This is a genomic window from bacterium (assembly GCA_023135785.1).
Lineage (GTDB): Bacteria > CAIJMQ01 > CAIJMQ01 > CAIJMQ01 > CAIJMQ01 > CAZNJA01.
Genome location: JAGLSL010000049.1, coordinates 20,229 through 41,210 on the forward strand (window position 1 = coordinate 20,229; position 20,982 = coordinate 41,210).

Annotated in this window: 19 protein-coding genes and 1 tRNA gene; 5 read left to right on the plus strand and 15 right to left on the minus strand. The window is 38.0% G+C overall.

Annotation, left to right across the window (positions count from 1 at the left end):
• Positions 1 to 126: 126 nt before the first annotated feature.
• The 4 genes from pflA to KAS42_04080 all read left to right on the plus strand — a co-directional run bounded on the left by pflA (position 127) and on the right by KAS42_04080 (position 3,443).
• The gene (gene pflA, locus KAS42_04065; protein MCK4905399.1) at positions 127 to 840 is read left to right on the plus strand and encodes a pyruvate formate lyase-activating protein; all 714 of its coding nucleotides are present in this window, start codon (positions 127 to 129) and stop codon (positions 838 to 840) included.
• A 277-nt stretch (positions 841 to 1,117) separates the two neighbouring features.
• Positions 1,118 to 2,515, plus strand: coding sequence for an MBL fold metallo-hydrolase (locus KAS42_04070; protein MCK4905400.1), 1,398 nt, complete (start codon positions 1,118 to 1,120; stop codon positions 2,513 to 2,515).
• A 29-nt stretch (positions 2,516 to 2,544) separates the two neighbouring features.
• Complete coding sequence (locus KAS42_04075) at positions 2,545 to 3,027, plus strand: regulatory protein RecX (protein ID MCK4905401.1); 483 nt, start codon at positions 2,545 to 2,547, stop codon at positions 3,025 to 3,027.
• Between the two features lie 2 nt (positions 3,028 to 3,029).
• Positions 3,030 to 3,443, plus strand: a complete 414-nt coding sequence (locus KAS42_04080; GenBank protein MCK4905402.1) for a hypothetical protein — start codon at positions 3,030 to 3,032, stop codon at positions 3,441 to 3,443.
• Positions 3,444 to 3,451: 8 nt separating this feature from the next.
• Here KAS42_04080 and KAS42_04085 read toward each other — a convergent pair whose 3' ends face one another.
• Both KAS42_04085 and KAS42_04090 read right to left on the minus strand, forming a co-directional pair.
• Complete coding sequence (locus tag KAS42_04085) at positions 3,452 to 4,393, minus strand: ROK family protein (protein ID MCK4905403.1); 942 nt, start codon at positions 4,391 to 4,393, stop codon at positions 3,452 to 3,454.
• Positions 4,394 to 4,396: 3 nt separating this feature from the next.
• Positions 4,397 to 4,948, minus strand: a complete 552-nt coding sequence (locus KAS42_04090) for an SIS domain-containing protein (GenBank protein ID MCK4905404.1) — start codon at positions 4,946 to 4,948, stop codon at positions 4,397 to 4,399.
• A gap of 175 nt (positions 4,949 to 5,123) precedes the next feature.
• On the opposite strand from KAS42_04090, the gene KAS42_04095 reads away from it, so the two are divergent.
• Positions 5,124 to 6,938: a diguanylate cyclase gene (locus KAS42_04095; protein ID MCK4905405.1), complete on the plus strand. Its 1,815-nt coding sequence runs from the start codon at positions 5,124 to 5,126 to the stop codon at positions 6,936 to 6,938.
• 159 nt (positions 6,939 to 7,097) lie between these two features.
• Here KAS42_04095 and KAS42_04100 read toward each other — a convergent pair whose 3' ends face one another.
• The 13 genes from KAS42_04100 to bamA all read right to left on the minus strand — a co-directional run.
• The gene (locus KAS42_04100; protein ID MCK4905406.1) at positions 7,098 to 7,379 is read right to left on the minus strand and encodes a hypothetical protein; all 282 of its coding nucleotides are present in this window, start codon (positions 7,377 to 7,379) and stop codon (positions 7,098 to 7,100) included.
• Between the two features lie 244 nt (positions 7,380 to 7,623).
• Positions 7,624 to 10,122 carry a phenylalanine--tRNA ligase subunit beta gene (locus KAS42_04105; protein ID MCK4905407.1) on the minus strand — a complete coding sequence of 833 codons (2,499 nt, stop codon included), beginning with the start codon at positions 10,120 to 10,122 and terminating at the stop codon, positions 7,624 to 7,626.
• Positions 10,123 to 10,308: 186 nt separating this feature from the next.
• Complete coding sequence (locus KAS42_04110) at positions 10,309 to 11,508, minus strand: SufD family Fe-S cluster assembly protein (GenBank protein ID MCK4905408.1); 1,200 nt, start codon at positions 11,506 to 11,508, stop codon at positions 10,309 to 10,311.
• Positions 11,509 to 11,512: 4 nt separating this feature from the next.
• Positions 11,513 to 12,253, minus strand: coding sequence for an ATP-binding cassette domain-containing protein (locus KAS42_04115; GenBank protein ID MCK4905409.1), 741 nt, complete (start codon positions 12,251 to 12,253; stop codon positions 11,513 to 11,515).
• A 171-nt stretch (positions 12,254 to 12,424) separates the two neighbouring features.
• Positions 12,425 to 12,670 carry a hypothetical protein gene (locus KAS42_04120; GenBank protein MCK4905410.1) on the minus strand — a complete coding sequence of 82 codons (246 nt, stop codon included), beginning with the start codon at positions 12,668 to 12,670 and terminating at the stop codon, positions 12,425 to 12,427.
• 137 nt (positions 12,671 to 12,807) lie between these two features.
• Positions 12,808 to 14,214, minus strand: a complete 1,407-nt coding sequence (locus tag KAS42_04125; GenBank protein MCK4905411.1) for a DEAD/DEAH box helicase — start codon at positions 14,212 to 14,214, stop codon at positions 12,808 to 12,810.
• Between the two features lie 357 nt (positions 14,215 to 14,571).
• A tRNA-Ser gene (locus KAS42_04130) sits at positions 14,572 to 14,659 on the minus strand.
• A gap of 92 nt (positions 14,660 to 14,751) precedes the next feature.
• Positions 14,752 to 15,678 carry a Gfo/Idh/MocA family oxidoreductase gene (locus KAS42_04135; GenBank protein ID MCK4905412.1) on the minus strand — a complete coding sequence of 309 codons (927 nt, stop codon included), beginning with the start codon at positions 15,676 to 15,678 and terminating at the stop codon, positions 14,752 to 14,754.
• Between the two features lie 116 nt (positions 15,679 to 15,794).
• The gene (gene lpxI / locus KAS42_04140) at positions 15,795 to 16,598 is read right to left on the minus strand and encodes a UDP-2,3-diacylglucosamine diphosphatase LpxI (protein ID MCK4905413.1); all 804 of its coding nucleotides are present in this window, start codon (positions 16,596 to 16,598) and stop codon (positions 15,795 to 15,797) included.
• Between the two features lie 110 nt (positions 16,599 to 16,708).
• Positions 16,709 to 17,545, minus strand: a complete 837-nt coding sequence (gene lpxA / locus KAS42_04145) for an acyl-ACP--UDP-N-acetylglucosamine O-acyltransferase (protein ID MCK4905414.1) — start codon at positions 17,543 to 17,545, stop codon at positions 16,709 to 16,711.
• 102 nt (positions 17,546 to 17,647) lie between these two features.
• Positions 17,648 to 18,985, minus strand: coding sequence for a UDP-3-O-[3-hydroxymyristoyl] N-acetylglucosamine deacetylase (gene lpxC, locus KAS42_04150; protein MCK4905415.1), 1,338 nt, complete (start codon positions 18,983 to 18,985; stop codon positions 17,648 to 17,650).
• Positions 18,986 to 19,011: 26 nt separating this feature from the next.
• Positions 19,012 to 19,680 carry an OmpH family outer membrane protein gene (locus tag KAS42_04155; protein ID MCK4905416.1) on the minus strand — a complete coding sequence of 223 codons (669 nt, stop codon included), beginning with the start codon at positions 19,678 to 19,680 and terminating at the stop codon, positions 19,012 to 19,014.
• Between the two features lie 35 nt (positions 19,681 to 19,715).
• A partial coding sequence (gene bamA, locus KAS42_04160; protein ID MCK4905417.1) for an outer membrane protein assembly factor BamA occupies positions 19,716 to 20,982 on the minus strand: 1,267 nt, incomplete at its 5' end.

Below are 20,982 nucleotides of genomic sequence, written 5' to 3' on the forward strand. Positions count from 1 at the left end.
TCTTTAATCAGTGTAATCTTTCGCCCTTAGAAATTCGTAGAATTTCAAGGACCAAAGCCCCTGAAATCTTTCAGATTTCTAGGGGGAAATCTCTGTAATCAGATATCTGAGCGAAGCGAGGATTACATGAAAGGCTACATCCATTCTATTGAAACACTTGGCGCGCTTGACGGGCCGGGCTTAAGAGTTGTCGTTTTCTTCCAAGGTTGTCCTATGAGATGCAGATATTGCCAAAATCCCGACACTTGGCTCATGAAAAACGGGATTCTAACAGATACAAAAACACTCATCAAAAAGATAGAAAATTACAAGCCTTATTTCGGAACAGAAGGCGGCGTTACAATTTCGGGCGGTGAACCCTTTATGCAGGCAAAGTTTCTCATATCCCTACTTAAAAGTTTAAAGAAAAGAAAAATAAAAACTGCGGTTGATACCTGCGGATATTACTTGTCGCCTACCGTAAAAAAATGCCTTGAATACACAGACCTTATTCTTCTTGACATAAAACATACTGTCAACAGCGAACATAAAAAACTAACAGGCAAATCTATTGCCAATACACTAAAATTCTTCAATTACTGTTGCAGCCAAAAGAAAAAGCTCTGGATAAGACAGGTAATCATTCCTAAAATAAACGATACTAAAAAAGATATTCAAAAACTCGTTTCTTTGGTAAAAGATTGTAAATCCATATCAAAAATAGAACTTTTGCCGTTACATCTGATGTGCGAGTGGAAATGGGAAAAACTTGACAAGAAATATCCTATGCATGGGAAAAGAGAACCCACTTCTGAAAAAATCCGCGAACTTCAAGCTTTTCTCTCGGGAGAATTAAAATAGTTAGAATGAATCTCCCCGCGCTAAAGCACTGGGTTTCTTTCTTAGATGAACCCCGCAACGTGAGACATTGGGAAAATTTTGAAGAAATTTTCTTGATACTCTGCGGGGTAATCGTCGCACATTTCCGCCACTAAAACTTAGGCGAGACCTCGCCAGCTACGCTGGCGGGCATCCCCGCCTTAAAAGACGGGGATTTCTGCGTTCCGATTAAAGTTCAGCAAAATAAAAATTTTTTATTCTTTTCTATTTGAACTATAATATAAACACTTAAACTACGATGAAAATTAAATTCCTTGGTGCGGTCGGAGACGTTACAGGTTCTAGGTTTCTTCTTGAAGGCGAGAAAACGCAAGTCTTGATAGATTGCGGCTTGTATCAGGGTAGAGGTTCTCGCGCGCGCAACTGGGAAAAATTTCCGGCGGATCCGACAAAAATAGATAGCGTAATCCTCACACACGCGCATCTTGACCATTGCGGTTATCTTCCTAAACTCGCGAAAGAAGGTTTCAAAGGGAAAATATTCTGCACTGAACCAACTGCAGAGATTGCGAAAATTAGTCTTTTAGATTCCGCAAAAATACAGGTAGAAGACGCAGAGCATAAAAAGAGAAGACATGAAAAGGAAGGACGCAAAGGACCATATCCGGAAGTTCCGCTTTATACAGTGGAAGATGCTGAAAGCGTTTTTCCGCTTTTGGAAACGGTATCTTATAAAGAAACTGTTCAAGTTGCGCCCAATATAACAGCAACATTTTACGATGCAGGGCATGTTCTCGGCTCGGCAATGATTGAACTGAAATCCAATAATAATGGTAAAGAAACCAAAATTATTTTTTCCGGGGATATAGGCAGATGGGATAAACCCCTTCTGTGTGACCCGACTCTTTTTGAAAAAGCGGATTATGTGTTGATGGAAACAACTTATGGTGATAGGCTCCACGAACAGAAAGGTCCTTCCGTAGAAAAATTACAGAAAATCATTGTTGAGACTGTTGCAAAAGGTGGGAACATCATCATTCCGACATTTGCAATAGAAAGAACACAGGAACTTCTTTTTCATTTGAGCCAACTGTTAAGAGTAAAGAAAATTCCGGCTCTGCCTGTTTTCATAGACAGTCCTATGGCTATAAATGTTACCGAAGTTTTTAAAAATCATGTCAATTATTTCGACGAGGAAACGCGGGACCTTATCAAAAATGGCAATTCGCCTTTTATTTTTCCGTCACTAAAAACAACAAGGTCAAGCGAAGACTCTAGGAAAATTAATGATGTGAAAGAGCCCTCTATCATTATGGCAGGTTCGGGAATGTGTACCGGAGGCAGGGTAAAATATCACCTTTTGAGTAATATTACCCGACCTGAAAGCACTATATTATTCGTGGGATATCAGGCGAGAGGGACTTTGGGAAGAGAAATACTGGAGCGACCCGAAACAGTGAGAATTTTGGGCGCAATGCATGAAGTCAAAGCAAGAATCGAAAAAATAAACGGATTCTCTGCTCATGCTGACAAGGACGAACTCTTAAAATGGGTCTCAGGCTTTAAGGAAATTCCCAAGAAATTTTTTCTTGTACATGGCGAAAAAGAGGTAACTGAAAAGTTTGCATCATTTTTAAAAGAAAAAATTACCAGCGAGATTATAATTCCGGAATATTTAAAAGAATATATTCTTTAAAAAATCCTTAAGTAAAATAAAAAACTAAGTTGCAAGAAAAAATAGAAAAAGCAAAAGCAGCTGCACTACGACTCCTTTCCTACCGCATGAGGTCTTGCAAAGAAATATCGGATAAACTTCAAGACAAGGGTTTTACCCAAAATATTATCCAAGCCGTAATACAAGATTTAAAAAGAATAAATTATCTTAACGACTACGAATTTGCAAAAGCATTTATAGAAAGCCGTCTTATACATAACCCTAAAGGTAAAACACTTCTCCTATATGAATTATTGAAAAAAGGCGTGGAAAAAGACACCGTAAACAAGGTATTAGGTGAAATTATATCCCGTGAAAAAGAAGAGAATATAGTTAAAGTTTTGGCGCAAAAGCTCTGGCAGAAAAAAAGAAATTTGGACAAAGCAAAAAGAAAGGCTCAAACTTATAATTATTTAGCAAGAAGGGGGTTTCAATCTTCAATGATTATAAAAACAATAAAGGAGCTGGAGAAAGAAAATAAAAAAAGGAGGTAAAAATGGACTTGAAAGGCATAATTTTAATTGTTTGTGTTTTAGCACTGATAAACATAGTCACAGGGTTCATTGATATTAAAAAATTTCTTTCAAGAGTCTCTGTTATTAATTCCAATCAGGAAATGGATGACTTCAAAAACACTGTCAGAAAACAGATGTACCATGCCCTATTGCAAATATTTTTAATTTTCATCCCAACAATTTTGTGTTTAGACGGTCTATTCACCAAAAAATTAAGCTTGGGACACTTTTTCTTAATAATATTCGTCTTCAACGGGATTATGTTTATAATGGGGAAATTATTTAAAAACACAGAGGAACAAGCACGTTCACTTACCGTAAATAACGAAAACTTAGCAGAAGAATACAAAAAAATTTGCCATATATGGCTTCATAAACCCTTCCCTAATTTTTAAAGCAGATTTTATGACATAAAAAGAGAAGCGGCAGCAACAATACCTGCATCTTTACCCAACTTTGCAGGCACTACTTTTACTTCTTTTGCAAAGAGAGAGAAACTCCTTTCGTCTATAACTTTCTTTATTGTGGAAAATAGAATCTCTCCGACTTGCGCAACTCCTCCGCCTATAATAATAACCTGAGGATTAAGTAAGTTTACAAGCCCGCTAAAAAATGCCCCAAGATAGGTTCCAACCTCGACCCAAACCGCTTCAGCTACTTTATCTCCTTTATGATAAGCTTCTGATATTATCTTTGGTGTTATTTTAGTAATATCTCCGCCGACCATATCTTTTATTAGGGAATCTTGTTTTTTTAATTTTTCCTGTGTAGCCCTGACAATATACTTAGCCCCAACATAACTTTCTATGCAACCCAGGCTCCCGCAACCACACTTGGGACCACTATAACAGATAGGCATATGTCCAATTTCAAACGCAGAGTATTTGTTTCCTCTAAGTAATTCTCCGTTTAATACAACTCCTCCTCCTACGCCTGTGCCCAGCGTAACACATATGATGTTATCATAGCCCTTTCCTGCTCCAAATTTGTATTCACCCCAAGTAATAGTATTCGCGTCATTTTCAACTTTTACGGGTAAAGAAAATTTCTCTTCAAAGATTTGCTTTAGATTTAAATTATCCCAGTTGGGCAGATTCGGCGCTAGAAATACTTTGCCGCCTTGGTCTACTAATCCCGGAGTATCAATGCCTATACCGATAAACTCTTCCTTGGTATAATGTTTTAGAAAAGAACGGATACTTTCTGCCATAGCGTCAATAATCTTTTCTCTGCCCTGCCCTTGAGGAGTAGGAAGTTCTGCCTTTTCTAGAATTTCGCCATTCTCATCAACAACTCCAATCTTAATAAATGTGCCGCCTAAATCCAATCCTATTACTTTTTTCATTGTTTATTCCAAATTTGCATGACGTTTTAAAAGCTCTTGATTCTCCAATCCTTTTTTCTTCTGAATAAGAATTGCTATTATATCGCAGAATATCAAAAGGCTCTGTTCAAATAGGTTGTTAAGCGGCTGAAAAGACTTCTTTTCTGTAGGAGAATCCTGTTTAATAGATGCAGGTATATAAACCGTCAAATCCGAAATCTTTGAGATTTCAGACTCTTTTCTATCAGTAATCAAGGCAATCCTCATATTTATTTCTTTTGCTTTTTTAGCGATACTTAAAGGAAAAAGACTCTTTCCCGAACCAGAGGCAATAATGAGAAGATTGTCTTTGGATGCTGTAGGTTGAACAATCGCTCCCACAACATGCGCATCCACACCAAGATGACCTAACCTCTTGGCAAAAGCTTCTATCATTAATTTAGTTCTGCCTGAGCCAACTACAAAAACCTTACTTGCAGAAACAATTTCCTCTACCAATTCGTTTGCTTCTTCTACTTTATCTAACGTAGAACTAATCTCTTTTATTACCCGTTCTTTAATTTCTAGAAAATCCATTTTAATCGTTGCTATTTTAGCATACTTTTTTATTCGGCAAAATCACCATTTGACAAGCTCTCATTCCGCTGGTATGCTCGTATTCTTTCAAAGGAGAAAGATATATGATCTTTTATACTAATCCCACCGGTTATATTAGAAATTCCTTGATATCTTAAGATAAGAAAAAATGGATATGGAAGATAAGACAAAGGAACAACTTATAAAAGAAATCGAGCGTTTGCGCAAACAAGCGGAGGAAGAATTAAATGCAACGAAACAGCAAATTGAGCTTGTGCTCAGGTATACAAAAACAGGATTGGACATCATAGATTCTAATTTCAATATTAGATATATAGACTCGGGGTGGCAGAAGGCTTACGGTGACCCAAAAGGCAAAAAATGCTATGAATACTTTATGGAACGAAAAGATGTTTGCCCCAACTGCGGCATACAAAAAGCACTCGAAACAAAAAAACCTGTTGTAACAGAAGAGGTTCTCGTCAAGGAAAACAATCGTCCCGTCCAAGTTACAACTATACCTTTCCAAGACCAAAACGGCGAATGGCTTGTTGCGGAGGTTAATGTAGATATAACCGAGCGTAGAAAAATAGATGAAAAATTAAAACTATACCAAGAACATCTGAAGGAATTAGTTGAAAAGCGTACCTATGAATTGGAAATGGTTAATAAAAAATTTCAGCAAGATGTCATTACCTGCAATAGAATGAGCGATGAACTGCAGAAAAGTGAAAAACGCTACAGAAACCTGTGGGATGATGCGCCGGTTGCTTATCACACATTGGATACACAAGGCATTATTACGAATGCAAATAAAACCGAGGCCAAAATGCTCGGATATAAGTTAAAAGATATGATTGGAAAACCCATTTTTAATTTCATATTGCCGGAACAACGCGAAGAAGCCCAAAGAAGGTTTCAGGAAAAATTAACCGGGAAGCATCTTTCCAAGGCAGAACGCAGAATGTATGTTAAAAACGACGGCTCAAAACTTTATGTGTCAATTGACGATATGTTGGAATATGACAATAGCGATAAAATTACCGGCATTAGGACAACAATGATTGATGTAACCGAAAGCAAAAAGATGGAAGAGGCCCTGCGAGAATCGGAACTGCAATATAAAACGACAATTAATTCCATGAGAGAAGCAATTCATGTCGTTGATGCCGACCTGAGAATTATTTTATGTAATAATGCTCTGCAAAAATGGTTGGAGGACATGGGATTCAAAGCAGAACTCTCGGGGGAAATATTATTTGACGTTATTCCGTTTCTTTCCGACAAAGTCCGCAACGAATACAATCAAGTATTTGAATCCGGAGAAATACTCGCAACGGAAGAACATATCAACTTTATAGGAAAGGAATGGATTACAGAAGTTCGCAAGATACCGATCAAGGAAAACAACAAAACAATTAGAGTTCTTACAGTCATAAGAGATATTACCAAACGCAGGAAAACAGAAGAGACTATCAGACATTTGGCTTATCACGATATCCTAACAGATTTGCCCAACAGAACGCTTTTTAACAATCGTCTCGCTTTAGAATTAAACCGTGCGCAAAGAAATAAACAAAAGGTTTCCATAATGCTTATGGACCTTGACAGATTCAAGAAGATTAATGATACATTGGGACACAGTTTAGGAGACCAATTGTTGAAAGAAGTCGGGAAACGGTTGTCAGAAATTGTACGCTCAAGCGATACCGTAGCCCGAATGGGCGGAGACGAATTTCTCCTGTTGTTACCCGAAACTCCTCGCATTCAGGATGTTGCAAAGATAGCAAAAAAAATCCTGGGAGAGATTAAAAAACCTTTTTTTATAAGTGGCAAAGAGTTAAAAATTACTACCAGCATTGGAATAAGCGTTTATCCAACTCACGGCAAGGATGCAGAAGCACTCATTAAAAACGCCGATATTGCAATGTATCAGGCCAAAAAAGCAGGCAGAAATAAATTCTTCCAGTATAAAGCAAGTTCAAAATAAAGAATGAAAAATATTTTGCCCGATTTAGATTTGGAGTAACCCAGAGTTTTAACAACCGCCTTTTCAATGTTGTTTTAATCTACACTAAAGACCTCATCTACGGCTTTGCAAATAGTATTCTTTTCATTGTAGACCGGCATTATTATTGAAAGCTTCATATTATTCGGTTGTTGATGTTAAATTATTGAATAGATGTTTTTCTTTTAAGATTTTTATAAGTGTCTTTACTTTTTCTCTAACGATTTGTCTGTCTTTCTCTAAAACTTTTATTCTTTCTTTAAGCAACATTTCTTCTTTGTTTGTCCGCACTAATTTAGTGGTCTGTTTTTGGAGTTCTTCGATTTCTTTTTTGAAATCGTCCCTCTCCTTTTTTGTTTTTTTATACTCAGAGACAAGATGTTCTGTTTTTTGTGAAAGCTCCACCCATTTTTGTTCAGACATGATCAATAGTGAAACAATAGACTATAGACATTAAGATTACTAATGAGAGCACTTTATACTTAATATTTCATATGTGAGCTGTCATTCCTGCATGTAGTAAGCAGGAATCCAGTCTTTCGTCATAAATTAGACCCGATAAGGACCCCCGATTACTGCATTCGGGGGCAAGCTATTCGGGAATGACACACAATGTAAAGCACTTTCTGCATTCCTTAGTAATTAGCCTAAGGTCTTATGTCTAGTTCTAACTTCTTAATTTCAAGCCCAATTCTTCTAATTTTTTGATGATTTTATCTTGCAACTGGTTAATTTCTTCATCAGTTAATGTTTTTTTATTTGAACGGAAACACAAAGAATAGGACATGCTTTTAAAACCGCCCGGAACTTGTTTGCCTTTATAATAATCAAACAGTTTTATATTCTCCAGTAGCTCTTTTGCCTCCTGCGACATTATATTTTCAATCCGGTCTGAAGAGATATCATCCGGAACTATAAAAGAAACATCTCTTACAACGGGTGGATATTTAGGCACGGCCTCTATTTTTTTCTTTAGCCGAACAAACGGTAATAGTAATTCCATATCAATCTCAGCAATATAGGTTTTTTCTTTTAACAAAAAATTGTCCATTAACATAGAATTCGCTTCCCCTATTACTCCAACTTTAACATTATCTTTCAAAAGTGAAAACGTATATGTTTCGCCAAAAACAGAATGTTTATCTTTATTGTAGTCAAGTTTTATTCCAAGCTCTTTAAAAAACGTTTCAATCACACCCTTTAACATATAAAAAGACGATTTTACGCCGCTATTAATCCAATTCGGCTGTTGCCAATCACCAGTCAATAAAATTCCCAAACGGATATTTTCTTCGGGTAACTTATTTTTTCCATATTTATGTATGTTGCAAAGCTCAAAAACTTTTATGTCTTTCTCGCCTCTTGAGATATTTTCTTGTGCTACCTGAAGAAGCGAAGGAATTAAAGAATATCTTAAAATTTCAAATTCTTCCGAAATGGGATTATCTATTTTGATAGTCTCGTCCATCATGCCCATTGCGGATTTTTTAAGCAAATCAGCGCTTATAAAAGAATAATTTACGACTTCGTTTAGGGAAAATCTGTTTAATATGCTGCGGCATTTCTTAATAATTTTTTCTTTGTTGTCTTCTTTAAGAGAAGGCATTCTACCCAAAGGTAGAGATAATGGGATAAGGTCATAATTGTTTATTCGCGCTATTTCCTCTATTAAATCGATTTCTTCTTCAATGTCGTTTCTCCAACTCGGGACTTGCACTTTCAAACAACTACCGTCTTTTTTTGTCCCGTTAGAAATCCTTTCCAAATGTAAGGCAGACGCCTTTGGCGTCTTATTTCTAACAGGATTTGTCTCAAATCCTAATTCTTGAAGGATTTTATTATAGGAAGGAATCTCTATTCCAAGCACTCGTTTAATTTCAGAGGGATTAAACGAAATCGTTTTTTTCGCTATTGTTTTCTTTATATCGACAATTCCTGAAACAATTTCTGCGCCTGACAATTCCTGTATAAGAGAACAGACACGGTTTACCGCAAACTCAGTGCCTTCCCAATCCACCCCTCTTTCAAAACGATAAGAACTTTCACTTGCAATATTTAAAGATTTCGATGTTTTTCTTATAAGCGTCGACGAAAAATTTGCGCTTTCAAGTAGAATATTTTTTGTGTTTTTATTGACTCCCGCTTCTTCCCCGCCCATTATGCCGGCAAGAGCAATAGGTTTTTTGCTATCGGCTATAACGAGAGCCTGTCCTAAGTCGAGCCTGCTCTCCCGCCTGCTACGAAGCGAGCAGAGGTTCGGAACATTAAAAGAGAGAGCTCTTTGTATCCCGTCTAAACATAAAATCTTTTCATTCTTTTGGGCTTTTCTTACTATTATCTTTTTGTCTGTTATTTTCTCGTAATCAAAAGCATGTAAAGGTTGTCCTGTTTCAAGCATTACATAGTTGGTTATATCAACTATATTATTTATGGGACGAACTCCGGAAAGAATAAGCCGACGCCTTATCCAATGCGGAGATTCTTTGATGTGGACTCCCTCAGCCATTCTGGCAGTATATCTGGGACATAGTCCGGAGTCTTCAACTTTAATCTCTATCTTGTCTTTGATCTTTTCTTTTGTTTCTTTAATTACAATCTTAGGCAGTTTTAATTTTTGAGAGGTTAATGCGGCAAGTTCCCTGGCAATGCCCATTATAGATAAGCAATCTCCTCTGTTAGGCGTTATCTTGATATCAATCACAGCATCATCCGTTTGGATTTCATCTGTCAACTCATTGCCTGCTTTGCATTTATCAGGCAAAATCCATATTCCTTGAGAATTATCTTCAAGCTCTAATTCTGTTTTAGAACAAATCATTCCCTCAGACTCTACTCCTCTCAGTGCTCTCTTTTCTATTTTTAATCCATTTGGAAGAGTGTTCCCGGGCAAAATTACAGGGACCTTTATTGCCTCTTTTATGTTGGAAGCGCCACAAATAATCTGTTTGATAGAATCTTCGCCGACATCAACCATACAAATAGTCAGTTTATCGGCAGATGGATGTTTTTTTACAGAAAGGACTTTGCCGATTTTTATCCCTTTAAGGGTTGAAGATTCTTCAATTCTTTCTACTTCAATCCCCAACTGTAATAATTTTTCGGCAAGTTCTTGGGAAGAAAAAGGAATTTCTATAAACTCTTTAAGCCAATTAATCGGAACTTTCATTTTTGTTTATGGTAGGCATTATTGTATCTTCACTGTATCTAATATGTCAACCTTAAGAGGCAGATTGCTTCGTCGCCTTCATCTCCTCGCAATGACAACCTAGATATGTCATTGCGCCCCTGAACCCAACGTGGTTCAGGGGTGGCAATCTTGCTTTTAAAATATCTTAGAATTTCTGGTGGTAATCTACATCGTTTCTTCTTGGCAAGACTTGACCAAATCATCAATGCCTTTCTGAAGTTCGGGCGGAAGACCTAAAATAGCAGTATCCATAAAACCTCTTACTATAACAGCTTGTGCTTCTTGCGAGCTTAAGCCCCTTGCCATAAGATATTCAATTTCTTCTTTTGCAATTTTACCTACAGCCGCTTCATGAGACATATCTAAATCTTTATTTTTCCCCTCAAGTTCGGGAATGGCATGTATAGCTCCTCCGGAAGAAAGAATAAGTCCCCTGCATTCCAAATGCGCTTTTACAAAAGGGGCTTCGCCCTTCAAATGTCCTCTTGCGATAATCGTTCCCCCGTTCGTTACCGCGCGCGATATTATCTCCGCTTTTGTATTGGGCTTACTTAAAATCACACGAGAACCGACATCTATATGAGAGTGGAGGTGAGCATACAGGATTGAATTAAACCGCGCCGTTGCGCCTTCGCCTATTAAAGTTGCCGTAGGATACATCTGAAGAGATTTAACTGGTTTAAGGCAAATATAATTAGATAAAAACGCACCACCTTCCTCCACAACTGCTTTTGAACGAGAGCGAACGACAACCTCTTCAGCCCAATTATGAATCATTGTAAATTTTACTGTCGCATTTTTCTTTATATAGAATTCTGATATACCTACATGCGCGCCTTTTTTTACATAAGAAGCCGTCGTGCATCCGGTTATTATGTTCAACTCTGAACCCTCTTCGGCAATAATAAGATTATGGACATTCTGTAGTAGATTTTCTTTCTTCAAAAAAAGACAGGATTGAATGGGATGCAACACTTTAACACCCCTTAACGCTCTTATAAAATAGCCGTTACGCGAATCTTTTTCCGATAGAGCTGTATATTCATCTCCATCTTTAGAAACAGCATTCCACCAATATTTCTTTAGCCAATCGTATTTCTTTAAAGCATCGCTTATATTCATTACCTCTAAACCCTTTTGTAAGCTCTTGGCATGAATAACGCTATGGTCTGCCTGTATAAATGTCCCTGAACGACCTTTTTCGGAAACATCTACCCCTGTTTCAATAAGATTCTTTCTGTCTGCAACAGAAACCTTAGAAAGGTCTTTTTGATAAGAATGTTCTTTTGTTTCTCTGTCAAATTTATCAACCCTAAATCGAACTTGTTCTGGTTTGGGGTAAATTTTTATTTTTTTATCAGACATTTTCTCAATCTTTCCCAATAACTTCGGGTTTTTTCCTGTGACATCTTACGCATTTTTGATAACCATACTTGCGAATCCTGCTTAAAATATCATGTGGGTCACCTACGCATTGAATTTTCTTGTTAGATAAAACACATCCTCTATTAGCATTTACATAATTAAGGATATGTCCCGTGTGAGTAATAATCAGAGCAGATTTATCTTTTCCCAATAATTTACTTATAACTTCGCCTATCAAGACGATATTTCCCAAATCTACGCCTGATTCCGGCTCATCTAAGAGCAAAAGGTCAGGCGATTGAGCTGTAAGCTGTAAAAGCTCCGAACGCTTCATCTCACCGCCTGAGAACCCTAAATTCAGGTCTCTATCCAAAAAATCCTTCATGTTTAATTTATCAGCCATTTTTCCCACATCTATTTTCTTTTTGGCAATACGACTGATAAGTTCAAGCATCTGCCTCATCTTTACACCCCTTACAGTGGGCGGTCTTTGAAGTAAAATACTAATTCCAAGTCGCGCGCGCTGGTCTATGGATAGTTTATTTATGACTTTGCCTTTGAAGATTATTTTACCTTTGGTTATTTTATACTGCGGAAAACCCATTATAGCCATAATAAGTGATGTTTTTCCGGAACCGTTTTCTCCGAACATCACAGAGGTTTGTCCTTTTTCTATACTAAAATTCACTCCGGTGAGAATTTTATTGCCGAAAATTTCAACGTGTAAGTTTTCTATTGATAGCATAATCGTACCTTTAAAAATGTGTTAAACCACAAAGGATAACATGCCTACAAACGAGTATCAAGCCCCGTTAGAGGTTTAATAGGTTGAGTGTAAGTATTAAGAGGCGTGATAATTGCTTATATATTTAATGAATATTTAGCAGTTTTTTAAATCTCTAACGGGGCAAGTCTATTAAATTTTATATTTCTTATGTTGTTTTAACGCTTTTTTAACAAATTGTCCGAATTTTCGGTCTTTTCTTCTTTTTTCAAGTTCGATAATGGACACCCAATCTCCGACGGCAAGATAATCTGCTTTTGATAATGCGGTAAACATTTGTCTGCCGATTATTTTAGCCAAGTATTCATTGGTAGTATTTTTTACTATATAGGACTCTTTATGTTCGGCAATAACACGCGCGACCGAATAGGCACCCAATCCTCAAGTTTTGCAATTAGATTTAAAAAACGCGCTATAACCCATATTTTATGATTGCGTAATTTCTAAAAGATGAGACATTTTTGCCTATTTAAAATATCCGAAGTGATTTTATACAAGAGTAACAGATAACCCAATCATCGTCTTGGTCTATTATTTCCTGACCGACCTGAGGTAGGCGATGATGAGCGCTTGCGTTTATGGGAGAATCGACCGGGACGGGAACCGCCTGCATGAGAACTACTTGAGTGCGAACTCCCTGAACGAGAACTATTTGAACGTGAATTACCTGAGTATGAACTGCGAGAAGAAGAACGACCTGAGCGGGAACCACCTGAATAAGAACGGTTGCGAGAACGCGATGATGAACCCCGTTGTTTATCGGAAGAGAATTTATGAGCGCTGGACGGCGGAAGGTCTGCCGGAAGCGGTGAAATCGGAAGGCTTTTTCTTATCAGCCTTTCAATACGCTGTACATCGCGCCGCTGGTCTGAAGTAACAAAGGAAATAGCGTGTCCATCAGCGCCGGCACGGGCTGTTCGCCCAATACGATGCACATAATCTTCAGAGTTATCCGGAAGGTCATAGTTTATTACCAGTTTAATGCCGATTACGTCAATGCCTCTTGAGGCAACGTCAGTAGCGACTAATATTCGATATTTTCCAGACTTGAATCCTTGAAGCGCCGCACGACGTTGAAAAAGGGAGCGATTAGAATGAATTTCGGCGGCTTTATGGCCAATGCTACAAAGCACCTTTGTAAGTTTGCTGGCTCCGTGTTTTGTCCTTGTAAAAATAAGCGTCTGCCCGGGATATTGTTTTAAAAGATTTTCTACCAGACGGGATTTTAAATTTTTTGAAATAATAAAAATTTCCTGAGTTACCTGTTCAACTGTTGTCCCTGTAGGAGCAACTTCTATTCTAATCGGAACTTTCATATATTTCGTAGCCATATTCATAATCGCATGCGGTATTGTCGCCGAGAAAAGCATAGTTTGTCTTTCACGCGGTAGCGCGTTGAAAATTGTTCTAATCTGGGGCTCGAAGCCCATGTCCAACATACGGTCTGCTTCATCAAGCACAACAATAAGAACATTTTCAAGTCGCAAGGTTCTCTGCTGTAAATGGTCATTAAAACGACCTGGAGTTGCTATAATAACGTGCGGATTTCTGTGAAGCGCTTGTATTTGAGGACGTATTGCCGTGCCGCCGATAATAACTGCCGTTCTTAATCCCATATCTGCGCCAACTTGGTGTAAGGCTTCGTCAACTTGTATTGCAAGCTCACGCGTGGGAACTACTACCAAACCGCGCCCTTTCGTTTGACTCAATCGCTGGATCATCGGGATACCAAAAGCAATAGTCTTGCCGGTGCCTGTTTGGGCAATAGCAACCACATCCTTACCCTCTATTGCAACCGGCATGGCTTGCCTTTGGATAGGAGTCGGCTCTTTATAATTTAATTTTTCCAGCGTTTTCAAAAAACCGGGCATAATGCCCAATCCTGAAAACCCTGTATTTTTTTGTTGACTGTTTGGACTCATAAAAGTATTAGCTGATTATTAGAGCAGGTAAAATGAAAATTTATCTTTCTTTCCTGCGTATTATAACGCTTTCAGATATAAAAATCTTAAAATAAATAATGCAGACAAAAGATACACCAGCCGTGATACCTTCGCGGTCTTCTGTGGCGGTGTTTTCTGAATAAAGTTCAAACATTGTCCAAAAAACACAGCCACGTTTAAATTTCTAACTTTGCCCAGAACCACTCACTTTGCTTTCGCAAAGTTCGGGTACAGGGCATTCACACACTCGCAAAAACCCCCTTGCTTTTTAAAAACGTAAGGGCTGTGCCATGAACCCGAGTGAAATTTTCGATAGAAAGTTTTGCGAGTGGTTCATGGCGGAGAGGCAGGGATTCGAACCCTGGAACCCTTGCGAGTCACACGCTTTCCAAGCGTGCGCCTTCAGCCACTCAGCCACCTCTCCAGCTTAAGTCCCCCCTGTCACCCGCCATTGTTGCAGTGGCGTGGTAGGGGGGATAATTTCGGATTGCGGATTTCAGATTGCGGATTAAAGCCTTAATCGCATCCGCTTTTTAAATTCTCGCATATCAAATTAGCTAATTGTAACGCTTTTAATCCGTCTTCTCCGCTTACTTTAGGTTGTCTATTATATTGTACACAGTCAAGAAAATCTTTTAATTCTTCTTTTAAGGGTTCTTTCTTTTCTATCGGAATAGAAATTTTCTTAATGGTATTGCCTTCCGCTTTTTCAGAAATATCTATTGTTTGATTGAAATAGTCAAGCGAAACGTAAGAATTTTGCATAAAAACTCTTATTTTCCTCAAATGCTTTTCGCTTACCCTCGATGCCGTAATATTTGCAGTACAACCGCCGTCAAAATGTATTCTGGCATTAACGATATCATCGGTTTGTGATAGAACTTTTGCTCCAAAAGCATCTATTGATTCCACTGGAGAATTAATGAGGCGTAAAATTATATCCAAGTCGTGTATCATAACTTCCTTAACAATGTTTGTTTCCGTGCCCCTGCCCGGATACGGACCTACGCGATGGCATTCTATAAAGAGAGGACTAGAAACGATTTCGCCTAATTTTATAACAGCCGCATTATATCTTTCCACATGCCCAATCTGAAGAACCAGTTTGTTTTTTATAGATAATTCAATAAGTTCTAAGGCCTCTTTTTCTTCAGAAGTAATTATTTTTTCTACAAGAACATGAACGCCGTTTTTTAAAAAATCTTTAGCTATGGAATAATGAAATTTTGTCGGCGTAGCAATGCTTACGCCATCCACTTTTCCTATAAGTTGCCTATAATCGGAATATGCTGTTGTCTTGAAACTTGAAGCTGTTTTGTTTCTTCGTTCTTCTGATTCATCGCATACGCCTACAAGGTCAGCATTTTCTATTTCGGAAAAAATCCGCGCATGCCTCTGGCCCATATAACCTACGCCGATAACTGCAACTCGCATCGTCTTCATAATAAAGATAAATGTAAAAATCAAAAAGTGGATAGAAATATAATTGAAATAAATAGAGATACATTGAAATACATTGTTTTTCTACTACGTATTTCTATTTTTAATTTTTGAATTTATTAAAGTCCTGTCAACGCAATGCCATAATCATTGCATGCTTTTATAAGAGATTGTTTTTCTAATACTATGGTTTTCTCCGCTTCAAAAGCTATGACAGAAATACCTGCCTTATGTGCAACATCCAAAGTGTTCAAACCTATAACAGGCGGGTGGTCGAAACGGGAATCTTGATTTGGTCTTGCCACTTTTACAGCAACAGCTCCTTCGCCTGCCAATTTTCCCCCGCGCAATATAGCCGCATCAGTTCCCTCCATGGATTCTACGGCAAATACCATTCCTTCTTTTACCACTACAGTGTGACCTATATCAAGATGAGCAATATTTTTTGCGATATTCCATCCCAAACTTATATCAAGGTTCTCCCTGGAAGTGGGTTTTCTCTTACTTAAAACTCTTTTACCAACCAGATTTGATTTCAGATACTCATAGGGACTAATTAATTCAATGTCTTCTTTTTCTAAAATATTTGCTATATGCCATAAGAGAGAAAAATCGCCTTTATCTTCCATTTTATCGAGAAATTGTTTGACTTTGTTGTCAAAATGACGGTTATCAAGTAACAATTTTTTGTCGATTTTCCCCGAAAAAATGAGTTTATTTACGCCTGATTCTTTTAGGATAGTGATAAATTTTTCAACCTCGCCGAGATGTAACCAATAAACTTTTCCGCTTAACTTCGCAACTTCTTTTTTGGTTATACCTTTTAGCGCTAATATTGAAACATTTTCACGTCTTTTTTTTATTTTATCGACAATCAAAAAAGGTAACTCGCCACCCCCTGCTAATACAGCTATTCTTTCCATTTGTTTATCAGATATCAGAAGACAGATTACAGAAATCAGAAGTTAATATAGGTCACTAAAGGCTTTAAATTATTTTTTCTGTCTTCTGTTCTCTGTTTTCTGTATTCCAGTTATTTTGTTATCCCTCTTTTTGATTTCTCTATAAATATGATTACATGTTTTACTTCTTTTTGCTCGGGGAATTGTTCTTTTAATTGAGCCAAAGATTGAGATGTATTAAGCCCGGCCCTAAATATAATTTTAAAAGCTTCTTTCAGTAAATTAATCGCTTCTTCCGGAAAATTGTTTCTTCTCAGGCCTACCGAATTTAGGTTATATATTTTTAACGGGTGCCCGTCCGCTTTCGCATAAGGCAAAACGTCTTTTACGACCTTGGAACAACCGCCGATAATCGAGAGTTTGCCTATGTTTACAAATTGATGCACTCCCACGAGCCCGCCCAAAATAGCGTTATCCTCTATGTTTACATGACCACCAAGAGCCGCTGCATTTGCCATTACAATGCCGTTTCCAAGATGGCAGTTATGCGCCACATGCGAGTAAGCCATCAGATAATTATTATCCCCCAAAACTGTCGCTTTGCCGTCTTCTGTAGACCTGTTTATAGTCACATATTCTCTAATCACATTATTATTGCCGATATTAAGATATGTTTGTTCGCCTTTATATTTGAAATCTTGAGGGGGAGTGCCCAAAACAACTCCTTTGGAAATATCGCAATTCTTACCTACCGTAGTCCCCCCTTCTATAAAAACATTCGGACCGATTTTAGTGTTTTCGCCGATATTCACGTTTTTTTCGATAGAAGTATATGGTCCTATTTGCACGCCTTTTCCCAAACATGCATCCTTGTGAACTACAGATGTTGGATGAATTTGAGTCTTTGTCTCTTTCCCGCCTGATCCCGAAGTGCTATAGCCGGCAGGAGTCTCACCTTTTATACGCATATCAAACATTTATCAATTTCCTTTTCTACCCCCCACCTCAATTCGCCGCTAGCCCTTCGGCGGAAAAGCCGGGCGCCTTCGGCAAGACAGGGATGTTGTCATTTAGATTTTATCAACTAAAGAGAATATAAATTCCGCTTCCGCAACAACTTTATCCGCTACCGTAGCAGAAGCGCGGACTTTGCCTGTCCTTTGTTTAAGTTTTATTATCTCGACTTCTATAATCAACTGGTCTCCCGGCAAAACAGGCTTCCTAAATTTAGCGTTTTCTATTGCCGCAAAAAACGGCAATTTGTCCCTGCTTTCGGATTTGCTTAACAAAAGCACGCCAGCCACTTGAGCCATAGTTTCCAACGTTAAAACCGCCGGCATTACGGGAAAATCCGGAAAATGTCCCTGGAAAAATTCCTCTCCGCCCGTAATTGATTTCATGCCTACTGCGCGCTTTTTACCAAGTGAAAGAATCCTATCCACAAATAGGAAAGGATATCTATGCGGTAGTATTTTTTTGATTTCTTTTAAATCCATTACTTCCTCCATATCTCCTCCTCCCCGCCTTGACTCGCCATCTTGGGCGAGGCAGGCTTTAATTATTTTCTTTGCCATTTTTATATTTAAATCGTGCCCGCTTTTCACCCCGATTATATGAGTGTTTTTCAAATGTTTTCCGCTTAAATAAAGGTCACCGATTATATCTAATGCTTTATGTCGCGCAATTTCATTTGGGAATCGTAAATCATCGTTTAAAACTTTATCCTTGTCTATTACAACGGCGTTTTCTAAACTACCCCCTTTTATTAAGCCGTTTTTCTTCAATGCATTTACTTCTTCAAGCAGACAAAACGTTCTTGCGGGAGCAATTTGTTTCGCAAACATTTCCCCGTCTTCAAAAAATACCGAACAGGTATTTCCGACCAGATTCGCCTTTTCGCATCCCGCAAAACTTTCAGGAAATTCAAAAGTATACGTAACTTTTCTTGAATTAGAGGGTAGCAGAATAAGATACGAGTCATTTTGGGGGTTTGAAACTATATAAGGACATGAAGGAGTGAAAGTTTCTTTCTTTTTATTGTAAAACTTTTTCTCTGTTTTAAGCAGAATATCTGTCCAAACTTTTGCGCTACCGTCTAAAACAGGGGGTTCACAATTATCTATCTCTATTAATAGATTATCCACTCCAACCCCTGCAATTGCCGCCATTACGTGCTCAATTATGTAAACCTTGACGCCGTCTTTTTCTAAAGTAGTAGACCGTTCGCTATGATTCGCATAATCAATTTTTGCTGGAATTCGAGGAGACCCAGAAAGGTCTTTTCTGATAAAAACTATCCCGGAATCTTCGGGCGCTGTCTTAAACGTAAGGTTTGTTATTTTACCAGTGTGAAGACCTATCCCTTTAACAGAGACTTCCTTGTTGATACTACATTGAAATTCTTCCATTTTTTTAAGTATAAGTTTATCCTTATCTATTCGTTTTTATTTTTGTTTATATAATCAATTATTTCTTGTGTAACATCAAGCCTTGTGTCTGAAAATATAAGTTCGTTCTTGTCAAAAATCATAGCATAACCTTGTTCTTTCCCGTAGTTGGAAAGTTTCACCTTTAAATCCTCTATCAATTTATCGATTATCTGCCTTCTATCACTGTCTATTTTTAGGTTAAACCCTTGAATATTTTCGGTTATTTGCGTTTTTAGTACTTCAACTTCTTTGCTTAAATTTTCCCTCTCTTTTTCGGAAAGAATCCCCGAATCCATCCGTTTTTCAAGTTCAATAATTTTATTTCTATCCGCATCGATTTTTTCCTGCAATTCACTCCCTGCTTTTTTTAGTCGTTCGTCTTCTATCTTCGTCTGAGAATAAGAATGATAAATCGTCAAAAAATCAGCAAAACCCACTTTATTTTCTGCGTCTACTTGCGTAGAATTTTCTTCGTTTAAGACAAGAGGTTTTTCCTGGCTGAATACCGCAATCGATACTGAAAAAAATATCAACAACACTATCGCAGAAAGTAAGAATTTCGCCTGTCTGCTTTGACGCAACATTACGCTAAGCAATAGAGTTTGGTTGCCAGTCACACATCGATAAGCTAACTTTGATTTTATAAAAGGAAAAATTTTATTTCTAATGCCCATCCTTAGTTGCCTCCTTTGTTTAATTAAGCAGAGAGTTAGAAAGAATAACCCATTGAAAAATGGAGCCTGCCTTTATTTTTTTCTATGCCATAACCATAATCTAAGTTAACGGGTCCTATAGGAGTTTGCATTCTTAAACCAACACCAACGCCTGGGACGAGATCATTAAAATTCATCCCGCCAGGTTCTTCCCATGTATTTCCGATGTCGTAAAACAATGCGCCTCGTATTGTTTGTTTCCAGATTGGGAAAGTGTATTCTGCATTGGCTATCAGAAAAGATTTCCCCCCAATTGGGTTATCATCTTCGTCTTGAGGTCCTATGCTTCTTTCAGGATATCCCCTTATCGTGTCACTGCCACCAAGAAAGAAACGTTCATTTATTGGAACATTATCCGAATCTGCAAATTCTTTGGCTATACCGGCTCTTAAACGAAAAGATATTACATGCTCGAGCTCTTCTTTTTGAATGACAGGGAAAAACCAGGTGGCATCTCCTGCATTTTTGGTAAAGTTTCTGTCTCCCCCCAAGAAACCGCCCGCATATTCAGTTGATATGCTACCCAAAAAACCTCGAGTCGGAATAAAGACACTATCTCTGGTATCTTTAATAAGATCAACTGTCAGGCTGGAAGTGGTGAATTTGCCCTCTTCGTCCTTTATAGCATCGCTAGCATCTGAAGAGACATCAGAAATCTCGACTCCTTCATGTTTATAAGTCGTATGCAACCTAACATAATCGGTAAGTTTTTTGCCCACTCTTATGTTCCCGCCATGATTTCTTTGGTCATAAACAGGCCATCTGCGCATTTTGTCATAAAGGTCAAAACCCACAGACAAAGGATAGCCTAAGAAATATGGCTCAGTGAAACTCAACAGATATTCTTCCGACAGTGAGCCGAATTTGGCCTTAACTCTGATCTTCTGTCCACCCCCTGTAAAGTAAGGCGGATTTCCCATATCAAAATTATTCTGCTCAAGTTGAACAAATCCGACAAGGTCTTCAATACTGGAATAGCCTAATCCAAAACTAAGCGCGCCTGTTTTTGTCTCTTCTACTTCAAAAACGAGATCCCTTAACTCCGGCTTATCTGTCGCTTCTGTATACGCTTTTACATCGCTAAAATAGCCTAAATTAAAAAGTTTTTCTCTTGACCTTTTTATCTGTTTTCCGTCAAACGCCTCTCCAGGTTTGATTGTCAGTTCTCGGCGTATTACATTATCTTTGGTTTTAGTATTGCCTGCGATTTTTATAAGACGCACATAAATTTTTGGTCCTTCATTGATATGATATGTCGTTCTA